The organism is Pantoea sp. X-Soil-TKNS-1211, from assembly GCF_059730495.1.
Map to the genome: position 1 here is coordinate 1,260,005 of NZ_AP035953.1, position 11,462 is coordinate 1,271,466.

An 11,462-nucleotide genomic window follows, 5' to 3' on the forward strand; every position below is an offset into this window, starting at 1 on the left:
GCCGTCCTGATCTTAATCTGTTACAGATTGCAGTTGAGCTGCTGAGCTTTCTGCGCGTAAATAACAGTCACCGTTTTTCGCTAAGGTTGAAAGGTTAATTATGGAAGGTATCAGTATTGCCAAACTGCTGATCATCGGTGCGCTTATCGTACTGCTCTTTGGCACCAATAAGTTACGTTCACTGGGTGGCGATCTGGGTTCCGCAATCAAGGGCTTCAAAAAAGCCATGAAAGATGATGAATCCACCGCAACCAAAAGCACTGCTGAGGAAGTCCCGGCAGAACGTGTCAGCCATAAAGAGTAATCTTTGCGGCTAACGTCAATAAGTGTAAAAATTTATTACGTTATAAAAAAACCAGACTGCGACCAGTCTGGTTTTTTGTTTTGCGTAGCGGCGCGATTTATCGCGCGCCTTTGACCTTGATGCAGCGGAACAAAAGCGCGATAAATCGCGCCGCTACGGATGGGGCAAGCGGAATTATTTCACTTCCAGCCCTTTGGCCTGCATATCAGCATGGTAAGAGGAGCGAACAAACGGGCCACAGGCTGCATGGGTGAAGCCCATTGCCATCGCTTCCGCTTTCATCTCATCAAACTCCGCCGGACTGACATAACGCTGAACCGGCAGGTGGTGACGGCTCGGTTGCAGATACTGGCCCAGCGTCAACATGGTGACACCATGACGACGCAGGTCGCGCATCACTTCAACGATTTCCGCATTGGTTTCGCCCAAACCGACCATCAGACCGGATTTGGTCGGTACGTTCGGATGCGCTTCTTTAAAACGTTCCAGCAGCTTAAGCGACCACTCGTAGTTCGCGCCGGGACGTACCTGACGGTAGACACGTGGCACGTTTTCCAGGTTGTGGTTGAACACATCCGGTGGGGTCGCGGTGAGGATTTCCAGCGCACGATCCATACGACCACGGAAATCGGGCACCAGGGTTTCAATCTTGATTGACGGGCTTTTTTCACGAATGGCGCTGATGCAGTCGGCAAAGTGCTGGGCACCGCCGTCGCGCAGGTCATCGCGGTCCACCGAGGTGATAACCACATAACGCAGCGCCATATCGGCGATGGTTTGCGCCAGTTTCACCGGCTCGTTGGCATCCGGGGCGTTCGGACGACCATGTGCTACATCGCAGAACGGACAGCGACGGGTACAAATAGCGCCAAGAATCATAAAGGTGGCGGTGCCGTGGTTAAAACATTCTGCCAGGTTAGGGCAGGACGCCTCTTCACATACCGAATGCAGGCCATTTTTGCGCATCGCTGCCTTGATGCCCTGAATACGGCTGGAATCCGCAGGAAGCTTGATCTTCATCCACTCCGGCTTACGCAGAATCTCCTCGCGTTCGGTGACGACGGTTTTCACCGGAATCAGCGCCATTTTGTCGGCATCGCGATATTTGACGCCACGTTCCATCTGAATTGGTTTACTCATAAATCTGCAGGTTCCGGTCGGGATTGCGATTTGAAAGCTTCCTCACTCAAACTGAGAACCAGGCTTTCAACTTTATTTGAAAAAATTGCAAAAATTATATCATCTCGCCGCGCGGGAATCAGCCGCTGTGTATGCCGTTAGGTTACAAAATTGTAAATCCGCACTGACGGATAAGGTCAAAACGGCACATCAGCATTCAACCATTCATTCTGGGCAAAACCCGTCAGACGGGAAAAATGTTGTACCAGGCGTGGCTGCACATCGGCAGTGGTCACGCCAGGCTGAAACTGTCCCAGCTGTGCCATGCGCATGCCAGCGTAGCCGCAGGGATTAATGCGCAGAAAGGGGGCTAAATCCATCGACACATTCAATGCCAGGCCATGAAAAGAGCAGCCCTTACGAATACGCAGACCCAGCGAGCAAATCTTCTCTTCTCCGACATAGACGCCTGGGGCATCAGGGCGCGCATGTGCAGTGACGCCGTAATCCGCGAGGGTCGCAACCACCGTCTCTTCCAGCGCTGTCACCAGCTGACGAACGCCCAGTTTGCGACGTTTAACATCAATCAGCACATACATCACCTGCTGGCCCGGCCCGTGATAGGTCACCTGACCACCTCGGTCGCTCTGTACCACGGGAATATCGCCTGGCGTCAGCAGATGCTCGGCTTTGCCTGCCTGCCCCTGGGTAAACACCGGGTTGTGTTCCACCAGCCAGACTTCATCCGGGGTGTCGCTGTCGCGTTGATCGGTAAAGCGGTGCATGGCGTCAGAAATGGGTTGCCAGTCGCGCTGGCCCAGTTGACGAACAAGAAGCGTATTGGCTGACAAAACGAAGATCCGGTAGAGAGTGAAAAGCAGAGTATAACGCTGGCAAAGATCCCTTTGCCAGCGTCAGCATTACAACACCATCCGAACGATATCGATGTTGCCCAGTTCTTCGTACAGGGTTTCAACCTGTTCAATGTGGGTAGCGATGATGGTGATGGAAACGGAGTGATAATTGCCTTTGCTGCTCGGCTTCACATCGGGCTTGTAGTCGCCGGGCGCATGACGCTGCACCACTTCAACCACTTGATCAACCAGCTCCGGTTGCGCCAGACCCATCACTTTATAGGTAAAGGGGGTAGGGAATTCGAGCAGTTCATTCAGTTTGGTTTTCATATTGACTCCGGTGCATAAAAACAGGCTCCCGCCGGGGCGGGAGCAATAATATTAACTTATATAGGGGCAAAGCGGCGTTTTTTCAATCGCGCCTTAACCGAACCAGTGGTGGAACATCAGTTTGATGTAATCGATGATGCGACTGATGAAACCCCCTTCCTGGACTTCGTTCAGCACCACCAGCGGGCGCTGTTCAACGGTTTTGCCATCCAGCTGGAAGTTAATGCTGCCCACCACCTGATTTTTCTGCAACGGCGCATGCAGTTCGGTGTTGTTCAGCACATAGCTGGCTTTCAGGTCTTTCATGCGGCCACGAGGGATCGTCAGATAAGCATCTTTCTCCACGCCAAGCTGCACACGATCGCTGTTGCCGAACCAAACCGGTTCAGAGGCGAATTCTTTACCTGCTTTCAGCGGTGCCACGGTTTCAAAGAAACGGAAACCCCAGGTCAACAGCTTTTTGCTCTCGGTCTCACGGCCTTTATAAGTGTGGCCGCCCATCACCGCCGAGATCAGACGCATCTGACCTTCAGTCGCTGATGCCACCAGGTTGTAGCCAGCCGCATCGGTATGGCCAGTTTTGATGCCGTCAACGTTCAGGCTGGTATCCCACAGCAGGCCGTTACGGTTCAACTGACGGATGTTGTTAAAGGTAAACTCTTTTTCGTGATAAACCGCGTATTCATCAGGTACGTCACGAATCAGTGCCTGTCCGATCAGCGCCATATCTCGGGCTGAACTGTACTGGCCGTCTGCATCCAGTCCGTGCACGGTCTGGAAGTGGGTGTTTTTCAGACCTAACGCCTGGACGTAGTTGTTCATCAGGCTAACAAACGCATCCTGGCTGCCTGCAACATAATCCGCCATCGCCACACAAGCATCGTTACCGGATTGCAGCACGATACCGCGCGTCAGCTGCGAAACCGGTACGCGATCGCCCGGTTTGAGGAACATCAGCGAGGAGCCTTTAAACACCGGGTTGCCGGTGGCCCAGGCATCTTTACCCACGGTGACGATGTCATCCTGATGGATTTTCCCCGCTTTCACCGCCTGACCAATAACGTAGCTGGTCATCATTTTGGTCAGACTGGCAGGGTCACGGCGCGCATCGGCATTCTTCTCGGCCAACACCTTGCCCGAGTTATAGTCGATCAGCACGTAGGCTTCAGCATCAATGTCCGGTACGCCCGGAATCATGGTTTTGAGGTTTACATCGTCCGCAAAAGCGGCATGGCTGAGAGAGAGGGCGACCAGTGATCCCACTGTCAGGCGTTTCAGAAAACGAGAAGGTTTCAGCGTATTCATGTTCAGGACTACAACATCCGTGGGTTTAGAGTTAAAAAAGTGCCTTACTATAGCAAACACCTGATTTGGCGGCATCTTGCTTTGCAAAACTGTTGTAACCAGGCACAACTATGCCTGGGTATTATCATCACATTCCGTTACGGGAGGTGGTGATGAAGGAACTCAACTGTGCTTCGTTGCTCAGACGCTGTTGCAGCGCTGCCGCTTCGGCACGGGTCTTGAAACCGCCCAACTGCACACGATAAACATTACCGTTGGCTTCAACGTAACCCTGGACACCAAAACGATGGCCGAGGCTGGCCGCTAATTGGTGCGCGCGGGCAGAATCGTTAAGTGCGCCCACCTGCACCACATAACTGCCAGCGCTGGTCGGTGTGGACGCGGCTGCTACTGGCGCGGCTGTAGCGACTGTGGTTGGTGTTGCAACTGCCGGTTGCGGTTCGCTGCCTTCCAGTACCCCATTGGCTAACGGCTGAGGCGCACCAAGGAAACCGTTACTGTGTACCGGCGCGCCCATGCTGTCGCTGCTTTGCAGGGTGCTGTTATCGACCGCACGCACATCCTGCGCTGGCGGCGTGCTGGCTGGAGTGGCGCTACTGCCGCCCATCATCACCGTACCGCCACCCAATTCAGGACGTGCAGGCAAGGCGTAGCTCTGTTTCGCCACGGTGGTGCCGATGGTGCCGGGGCCAGACAGCGTGCCGTCTGGTGCGACATTGATATAGTCAACGCGCACACGGGTGTTATTCGAGGTGTTCAGGCGATCGGCAGCGGCACGCGACAGGTCGATAATACGACCCGGAGTGTAAGGCCCGCGATCATTGACGCGCACCACGATTTGGCGGCCATTTGCCAGGTTAGTGACACGTACATAGCTGGGCAATGGCAGCGTGGGGTGCGCGGCAGTCAGCGCTTCCGGATCAAAGGTCTCGCCGATGGCGGTACGGTTGCCCCGGGCTTCATCACCATAGGAGGTGGCTAAACCGACTTCACTGAAGTTAGCGGGATTTTTAACGATACGGTAGGTTTTTCCGTTAACGCTGTAATCCTGACTGGTCGACGGATTAATCGGTTCATAGCGCGGTTCCACCCCTGGAATTTCAACCACCGGGCCATTGTAAGCCGGTTGTGGTGGGGCGGTATTCTGCGGTTCTTCCTGGGAGGAACAGGCAGCCAGTACCAATGATGCCAGAGCAATCCCAAGCCAGTCCTTACGCATGTGCAGCCTCTTAAACGCTTTTAGATAACATTTTTCGATGAGTATGGATCGACATCACGATGCCAAATCCGGCCATTAACACAATCAATGCCGATCCGCCATAACTGACCAACGGCAGCGGTACACCAACCACCGGTAAGATACCACTTACCATGCCAATGTTAACGAAAACATAAACGAATAAAATCAGCATGAAGCCACCAGCTATCACCCGGCCGAACGTCGTTTGCGCACGGGCTGCAATCACCAATCCGCGCAGAATCAACAGCAGGTAAAGCGCGAGTAGCACCAGAACGCCGACCAGCCCCAGCTCTTCCGCCAGAACCGCAAAGATAAAGTCGGTATGCCGTTCTGGTAAAAATTCCAGCTGTGACTGCGTCCCATGCAGCCATCCTTTACCACGCAGGCCACCTGAGCCAATGGCAATTTTTGACTGAATAATGTGATAACCAGCACCCAGCGGATCGCTTTCCGGGTTGAGCAGCATCATGACGCGAGTGCGCTGATAATCGTGCATCAGAAAGAACCACAGGATCGGGATAAAGGCCGCCAGCAGCAGTGCCGCGATGCCAATCAACCGCCAGCTCATACCTGACAGGAACAGCACGAACAAACCGGAAGCGGCCACCAAAATTGAGGTGCCGAGGTCAGGCTGTGCCGCCACCAATAGGGTAGGGGCGAAAATCAGCACTAACGCGATAGCGGTATTCTTCAGCGTTGGCGGACAGACATCACGGTTGATAAAGCGTGCGACCATTAACGGTACAGCAATTTTAGCGATCTCTGACGGCTGGAAGCGCACCACGCCGAGATCGAGCCAGCGTTGCGCGCCTTTACTGATATGCCCAAAGGCATCAACGGCAACCAGCAGGATCACACAGACAATATACAGATAGGGCGCCCAGCTTTCATACACGCGCGGCGGCACCTGTGCCATGACGACCATCACCAGAAGCCCGATAAGAATCTGCCCCGCTTTGCGCTCCATCATCCCAGGATCCTGTCCGCTGGCACTCCAGATAACCAGTGCGCTATAAATCAGTAGGGTCAGGATCACCAGCATAAAGAGCGGGTCAATATGGATACGCATCCAGATTGTTCTTTTCTGCGGGCTATCATTCATGGACATGCTTAATCACCTTCATAACCGGGCGGCGTCGGCGCGGCTTCAGGCAGCACCGTATTGTTATCGCCTAACATAATGTGGTCGAGAATCTGGCGCATCACCGTACCCACCGCAGGGCCTGCGCCGCCATTCTCCAGAATCATCGTGACGGCAACACGCGGTTTATCATAAGGCGCATAGGCGACCATGAGTTTGTGATCGCGCAGATGCTCGGCAATTTTGTGCGCATTGTAGGTTTCGTTAGCTTTCAAACCGAAAACCTGGGCCGTACCGGATTTGGCGGCAATTTTATAGGGAGCATTGGCAAAGCTTTTGTGTGCGGTGCCGTTCGGACGGTTGGCAACACCAAACATGCCATCTTTGGCGATCTCCCAGTAACCGGAATGGATATCGCCAATCGGTTCATCCGGTTGCTGACGATAGGGCACCATGGTATGGCCTTCGCGGGTTGCGCGAAGCAGATGGGGCACTTTAATCACGCCATCGTTAATCAGAATCATCAACGCCTTATTCATCTGTACCGGCGTGGCGGTCCAGTAACCCTGACCAATGCCTACCGGGATGGTATCGCCCTGATACCACGGTTTCTTAAAGCGCTTCAGCTTCCAGTCACGTGTTGGCATGTTACCGGGACTTTCCTGCGGTAAATCAATACCGGTGCGATGACCATAACCGAATTTTGTCATCCACTCAGACAGGCGATCGATCCCCATGTCATAGGCAACCTGATAGAAGAAAGTATCAGCCGACTCCTCCAGCGCTTTGGTGACATTGAGGCGCCCATGTCCCCATTTTTTCCAGTCACGATAGCGTTTATCTGAGCCTGGTAACTGCCACCAACCGGGATCAAACAGGCTGGTATTGCGGTTGATGACACCCGCACTCATTGCCGAAACCGCAACATAGGGTTTCACCGTTGAAGCCGGGGGATAAGCCGCCTGCAATGCGCGATTGTACAGTGGGCGGTTATCGTCATTGAGCAGCGCCTTGTAATCTTTACTGGAAATGCCTTCGACAAACAGATTCGGATCGTAACTGGGTGTTGACACCAGCGCGAGGAGTTCTCCTGTACGCGGATCACTCACCACTACCGCTGCGCGACTCCCGGTGAGCAGGGTTTCGATGTACTGCTGTAGTTTGAGGTCGATAGTGAGATAGATATCACGTCCAGCCTGCGGAGATTGCTCATGCAGTTGACGAATCACACGTCCACGGTTATTGACCTCAACTTCTTCATAGCCCGTTGTGCCGTGCAACACATCTTCGTAATAGTTCTCGATGCCTAACTTGCCAATATCATGTGTAGCGGCATAGTTTGGCCATTTGCCTTCCTGATCGAGGCGGGTAACATCACGATCGTTAATTTTTGAAACATAACCGACGACATGGGTCAGCGTCTGACCATAGGGATAGTAGCGGCGTTGATAGCCTTTCACTTCCACGCCAGGAAAACGGTATTGGTTAACCGCGAAACGAGCCACCTGCACATCGCTAAGTGCGGTTTTTACCGGGATGGAGGTAAAGCGGCGTGAACGTTTCCGCTCCTTCTCAAAGGCGTCCAGATCGTCATCGGTGAGATCCAGTATCGTGCGCAGATCCTGCAAGGTTTGTTTCAGGTTGTCGACTTTCTCAGGCACCAGTTCAGCCTGATAAATGGTGCGGTTCAGCGCCAGAGGGACGCCGTTACGATCAAAAATAATGCCGCGGCTGGGAGCCACCGGCACCAGTTTGATGCGGTTTTCATTGGAACGGGTACTGTAATCGGCAAAACGCAAAATTTGCAGGTGGTACAAGTTGACCACCAGAATGCCCGAAAGCAGGAGGATGCCGAAAAAGGCGACTAAAGCACGCCGGACAAACAATTTTTGTTCGGCTGTGTAATCGCGAAAGGCGTTGGTTTGTAATTTCATCCGCTGTGTTTAATATCCGGTGTGGCCTGGTGTTTATTCACGATGATAAGGATGATTGGCGGTAATGCTCCAGGCGCGGTACAGGCTCTCTGCGACCAAAACGCGCACCAGCGGATGCGGCAGCGTCAGTGCCGATAACGACCAGCTCTGCTCTGCCGCAGCCTTGCAGGCCGGTGCCAAACCTTCCGGACCGCCGATCAACAGACTGACATCACGGCCATCCTGCTTCCAGCGTTCCAGCTGTTGCGCCAGCTGTGGGGTTTCCCACGGCTGTCCTGGAATATCCAACGTCACAATGCGGTTGCCTTTCCCCACGGCGGCCAACATCGCTTCACCCTCTTTCTCGAGGATGCGTTTGATATCGGCGTTTTTGCCGCGCTTACCTGCCGTCACTTCCGTCAGTTCCAGCGGCATATCTTTGGGGAAACGGCGCAGATACTCGGTAAATCCGGTCTGAACCCAGTCGGGCATTTTGGTCCCGACGGCTACCAGCTGCAATTTCACCGCTTAACTCCAGAGCTTTTCTAGCTCGTACAACTGGCGGCTCTCTTCCTGCATGACGTGCACAATCACGTCGCCGAGATCGACGACGACCCAATCGGCAGCTGCTTTTCCTTCCACACCTAACGGCGCCAGTCCGGCAGCACGCGACTCCTGCATCACATGGTCAGCGATGGAGGTCACATGGCGGGTTGACGTGCCAGTACAGATAATCATGCAATCGGTGATGCTGGATTTGCCCTGAACGTCGAGTGCGACGATATCCTGGCCTTTGAGATCATCAATCTTATCAATAACGAATTCTTGGAGTGCTTTACCTTGCAAAAGGTTCCCCTCAAAACAGGTGATTACGGGCAGGCTGAATGCCCTGGAAACGCAGCCAAAATCTGAAGCGGCGCAGTATAGCATGTCGCGATCGGTCGGCGAAATATAGATATATTCCGCCGATCTTTCAGGTTGTCGGAAGATCAGCTGCGAATATTCTTCCTGGTCAGGCACAGCAGGATTTAGCGCTCTGCCGTCCTGATTACTCAAGGTATAAATCGGCTCGATCGATATAGTTAATGACCGCCGCAGGCAGTAAATCCGCACAGGAAACGCCCTGGTGGCGACGCTGGCGAATCTCCGTGGCTGAAATGTCATAAAGCGGCGTATCGGCCAGCCAGATAAGGCCGGACGGAAGGCGATGCAGTTGCTGCACATCGCGGGCGAGATGCTGATCCAGCCATTGTTGCATCTCAGAGGTGTCCATCTGTGCCGGGTAACCCGGACGCTTGCACACCAGCAAATGGCACAGCGACAACAAATCTTGCCAGCGATGCCATTTCGATAACGTTAGCAGAGAATCCTGACCGATGATAAATCCTAGCGGTTGTTGCACGCCGCGTTCCGCACGTAATGCTTCCAGGGTTGCCACCGTCCACGACGGCGTTTCACGCTCCAACTCACGTGTGTCGATGTCAAACAATGGGCGGTCGGCAATCGCGCAGCGTAGCATCTCGACCCGTTGTCGGGCACTGGCTTGCGGCTGTGGGCGATGTGGCGGCACGTTATTGGGCAACAGGGTGACTTTTTTCAGGCCGACCTGTTGCGCCAGTGCTTCGACCGGGTGCAGATGTCCATAATGGATCGGATCAAAGGTGCCGCCAAACAGGGCATAAAGTTCAGACATCAGCAAAGCTCATCGGGAAATCACGGTGACACAGCAACAGCGATAACGTCTCCAGCTGCGGCCACAGGTTTTGACCGTAATCCTGTTTCATCGACAGCTCAATTTCTGCCAGCAGATGAATGGCGCGTTGTAACCGGCGTGCGTCCAGGCGTTGCAGCGCCTCCATAAACAGCGCACGTCGGTTTTGCCAGATACGTTGTTGATCCATCAAGGTACGCAGCGCTTGCTGTGCCTGATGGCGTTGCAAATGCAGCAACGTCAGCAGATCGCGTTGCAGGCTGCGCAACAGGATCACCACCTCGCTGTCTTCTTTCTCCAGTTGATGCAGGATGTGCAGGGCGCGTTTACTTTTCCCGGCCAGCAGCGCATCGACCCAATGGAACGGCGTAAAGTGGGCGGCATCATTCACCGCCTCTTCCACCCGTGGCAGCGTCAGCTTGCCGTCCGGCCATAATAATGACAGCCGTTCCAGTGCCTGTGCCAGCGCCAGCAGATTGCCTTCATAACAGTAGCAAAGCAGTTGGATGGCCGCATCGTCCGCGTGCAGCTTCATCGCTTTGGCGCGATTCATGACCCAGCGCGGCAACTGAGCCTGCTCGGGGGTCTGGCACGGCACCAGCACCGCCTGGGTGCTCAGCGCTTTAAACCACGCGCTGTTTTCCTGCGCTTTGGTCAACTTTGCCATGCGCAGCACCAGCAGAATGTCACTGTGCAGCAGGCTGGCAAGTTTGACCAGCTGTTCCGCCATTGCCGCGTTCGGGCCGTTTTCCGGGAAGTGCAGCGTTAAGGTTTGTCGTTGCGTAAACAGGCTCAGTGACTGGCAACTGGCGAACAGATCATCCCAGCTGGTTTGTGCATCCAATGTCGCACTGAAATGCTCGTCAAATCCCTGAGCCGTTGACGCTGCGCGAATGGCATCTGCACTTTCCTGAATCAGCAGCGGTTCATTACCGGTGAGAAAATAACAGGCGCGCAGCCCCTCACGGAGCTGCGCGCTGAGTTGTTCAGGATAGATCCTGATCATTGCAGACTGGTGGCTGACGAGGAGGGCACTTCTGGTGAATCTCCAGGAACAATGACCTCAGGCTCTGGCAACGTGTCTTTGTGATCTTCCTGTGCTGCATGCACCGTCAGCAGCTTACGCACCAGTTGTTCGGCCGCGCGCTGACGCATTTCCTGCACGATCTTGTCCTGTTCGGCATCCTTCGCCAGTGCGGCGTTCGGGTTGTCAAAGAACGAACGATACACTGTGGTACTGATCGGGTAGATCCCTTTGCCCGGCAGTAATACCTGGGCGGTGACGGTCATCACCAGCGAGTATTCAGCAGTCGTACCACTGATAAACACCGATGCGGTATCACGGCCCTGGCGTTCACCACCCAGACGCAGCGTCGGAATAGTGGCACGTGCATCTTTGGTATCATCAACGATGCGCACATTATTCAGGCGCAGCTGCTGACGAACGGTTCGTGCCAGTGGGCCATAGGGGTCGCCGGTGGCGACGATCAGCGTTTTCATTTCCGCGGGTATCTGTGTCGTACCACGTGGATGAAAACCACAGCCAGCGGTGATCATCACCGCCAGCAGGACAAACAGCCTGATAATCAGTTGTCGCACAGTTCC

13 protein-coding genes are annotated in these 11,462 nt (G+C 54.2%); 1 reads left to right on the top strand and 12 read right to left on the bottom strand.

Annotated elements, in window-relative coordinates; genetic code table 11:
- Nucleotides 1-100 precede the first annotated feature (100 nt).
- Nucleotides 101-304, top strand: a complete 204-nt coding sequence (gene tatE, locus AC6I8W_RS05975) for a twin-arginine translocase subunit TatE (protein ID WP_013508244.1) — start codon at nucleotides 101-103, stop codon at nucleotides 302-304.
- A gap of 174 nt (nucleotides 305-478) precedes the next feature.
- On the opposite strand, the gene lipA is transcribed toward tatE, so the two are convergent.
- The 12 genes from lipA to lptE all read right to left on the bottom strand — a co-directional run bounded on the left by lipA (nucleotide 479) and on the right by lptE (nucleotide 11,456).
- Nucleotides 479-1,444: a lipoyl synthase gene (gene lipA, locus AC6I8W_RS05980; protein WP_480369336.1), complete on the bottom strand. Its 966-nt coding sequence runs from the start codon at nucleotides 1,442-1,444 to the stop codon at nucleotides 479-481.
- A 176-nt stretch (nucleotides 1,445-1,620) separates the two neighbouring features.
- Nucleotides 1,621-2,274 carry a lipoyl(octanoyl) transferase LipB gene (lipB, locus tag AC6I8W_RS05985; RefSeq protein WP_497837376.1) on the bottom strand — a complete coding sequence of 218 codons (654 nt, stop codon included), beginning with the start codon at nucleotides 2,272-2,274 and terminating at the stop codon, nucleotides 1,621-1,623.
- A 69-nt stretch (nucleotides 2,275-2,343) separates the two neighbouring features.
- Nucleotides 2,344-2,607: a DUF493 family protein YbeD gene (ybeD, locus tag AC6I8W_RS05990; RefSeq protein WP_013508247.1), complete on the bottom strand. Its 264-nt coding sequence runs from the start codon at nucleotides 2,605-2,607 to the stop codon at nucleotides 2,344-2,346.
- Between the two features lie 93 nt (nucleotides 2,608-2,700).
- A complete protein-coding gene (dacA, locus tag AC6I8W_RS05995; protein ID WP_480369344.1) occupies nucleotides 2,701-3,912 on the bottom strand; it encodes a D-alanyl-D-alanine carboxypeptidase DacA in 1,212 nt (403 codons plus the stop codon).
- 127 nt (nucleotides 3,913-4,039) lie between these two features.
- Nucleotides 4,040-5,131: an endolytic peptidoglycan transglycosylase RlpA gene (gene rlpA, locus AC6I8W_RS06000; RefSeq protein ID WP_497837377.1), complete on the bottom strand. Its 1,092-nt coding sequence runs from the start codon at nucleotides 5,129-5,131 to the stop codon at nucleotides 4,040-4,042.
- A 10-nt stretch (nucleotides 5,132-5,141) separates the two neighbouring features.
- On the bottom strand, nucleotides 5,142-6,254 hold the full coding sequence (gene mrdB / locus AC6I8W_RS06005; RefSeq protein WP_497838117.1) for a peptidoglycan glycosyltransferase MrdB: 1,113 nt from the start codon (nucleotides 6,252-6,254) through the stop codon (nucleotides 5,142-5,144).
- A gap of 8 nt (nucleotides 6,255-6,262) precedes the next feature.
- Nucleotides 6,263-8,167, bottom strand: a complete 1,905-nt coding sequence (gene mrdA, locus AC6I8W_RS06010; protein WP_497837378.1) for a peptidoglycan DD-transpeptidase MrdA — start codon at nucleotides 8,165-8,167, stop codon at nucleotides 6,263-6,265.
- A gap of 33 nt (nucleotides 8,168-8,200) precedes the next feature.
- The gene (rlmH, locus tag AC6I8W_RS06015) at nucleotides 8,201-8,671 is read right to left on the bottom strand and encodes a 23S rRNA (pseudouridine(1915)-N(3))-methyltransferase RlmH (protein ID WP_013508252.1); all 471 of its coding nucleotides are present in this window, start codon (nucleotides 8,669-8,671) and stop codon (nucleotides 8,201-8,203) included.
- Nucleotides 8,672-8,674: 3 nt separating this feature from the next.
- Entirely contained in the window at nucleotides 8,675-8,992 is a 318-nt protein-coding gene (gene rsfS / locus AC6I8W_RS06020; protein WP_036624423.1) for a ribosome silencing factor, read from the bottom strand.
- 202 nt (nucleotides 8,993-9,194) lie between these two features.
- Nucleotides 9,195-9,839 carry a nicotinate-nucleotide adenylyltransferase gene (nadD, locus tag AC6I8W_RS06025; protein WP_497837379.1) on the bottom strand — a complete coding sequence of 215 codons (645 nt, stop codon included), beginning with the start codon at nucleotides 9,837-9,839 and terminating at the stop codon, nucleotides 9,195-9,197.
- Entirely contained in the window at nucleotides 9,832-10,863 is a 1,032-nt protein-coding gene (gene holA, locus AC6I8W_RS06030) for a DNA polymerase III subunit delta (RefSeq protein ID WP_497837380.1), read from the bottom strand. The genes nadD and holA overlap by 8 nt, the downstream gene beginning before the upstream one ends.
- Nucleotides 10,860-11,456, bottom strand: coding sequence for an LPS assembly lipoprotein LptE (gene lptE / locus AC6I8W_RS06035; protein WP_497837381.1), 597 nt, complete (start codon nucleotides 11,454-11,456; stop codon nucleotides 10,860-10,862). The genes holA and lptE overlap by 4 nt, the downstream gene beginning before the upstream one ends.
- Between the last annotated feature and the right edge of the window lie 6 nt (nucleotides 11,457-11,462).

Excerpts from the sequence above, each read along its gene's own strand:
- nadD (WP_497837379.1), bottom strand. The coding sequence starts at position 9,839 with ATGTCTGAACTTTATGCCCTGTTTGGCGGCACCTTTGATCCGATCCAT.
- holA (WP_497837380.1), bottom strand. The coding sequence starts at position 10,863 with ATGATCAGGATCTATCCTGAACAACTCAGCGCGCAGCTCCGTGAGGGG.
- rlpA (WP_497837377.1), bottom strand. The coding sequence starts at position 5,131 with ATGCGTAAGGACTGGCTTGGGATTGCTCTGGCATCATTGGTACTGGCT.
- ybeD (WP_013508247.1), bottom strand. The coding sequence starts at position 2,607 with ATGAAAACCAAACTGAATGAACTGCTCGAATTCCCTACCCCCTTTACC.
- tatE (WP_013508244.1), top strand. The coding sequence starts at position 101 with ATGGAAGGTATCAGTATTGCCAAACTGCTGATCATCGGTGCGCTTATC.
- lipA (WP_480369336.1), bottom strand. The coding sequence starts at position 1,444 with ATGAGTAAACCAATTCAGATGGAACGTGGCGTCAAATATCGCGATGCC.
- mrdB (WP_497838117.1), bottom strand. The coding sequence starts at position 6,254 with ATGAATGATAGCCCGCAGAAAAGAACAATCTGGATGCGTATCCATATT.
- mrdA (WP_497837378.1), bottom strand. The coding sequence starts at position 8,167 with ATGAAATTACAAACCAACGCCTTTCGCGATTACACAGCCGAACAAAAA.
- dacA (WP_480369344.1), bottom strand. The coding sequence starts at position 3,912 with ATGAATACGCTGAAACCTTCTCGTTTTCTGAAACGCCTGACAGTGGGA.